Source organism: Streptomyces beijiangensis (assembly GCF_017315755.1).
In the GTDB taxonomy this organism is placed as follows: Bacteria; Actinomycetota; Actinomycetes; order Streptomycetales; family Streptomycetaceae; genus Streptomyces; species Streptomyces beijiangensis.
This window is the reverse complement of the sequence record NZ_JAFLRJ010001764.1, coordinates 1-221: the sequence shown is the minus strand read 5'-3', so window position 1 is coordinate 221 and position 221 is coordinate 1. Positions and strand designations below refer to the sequence as shown.

1 pseudogene is annotated in these 221 nt (G+C 68.3%); it reads right to left on the bottom strand.

Annotated features, from left to right (window positions below):
• Positions 1-198, bottom strand: a pseudogene (locus tag J0695_RS43560) (glycoside hydrolase family 76 protein); the annotation flags it as partial.
• Between the last annotated feature and the right edge of the window lie 23 nt (positions 199-221).

The following is a 221-nucleotide window of genomic DNA, read 5'->3' as shown; positions in this document are numbered from 1 at the left end:
GGTGCAGAAGTGGATGGCGGCGGTGACCGGTTGCCTGTACCCCGGGGACAGGGCCGAGTCGCGAGCGTCGCAGTACTTGTTGCAGATCGTTGATTCGGGGGCGGCGGTCGCGACTCCGGCGGTGACCGGGAGCAGGAGTGCCAGGGTCGCGATGAGGCAGATCCCGACGGACCGGATGCGTCGTGCCGTTGAGTTCATGTCAGCTCGGCGTGGGGGACGGG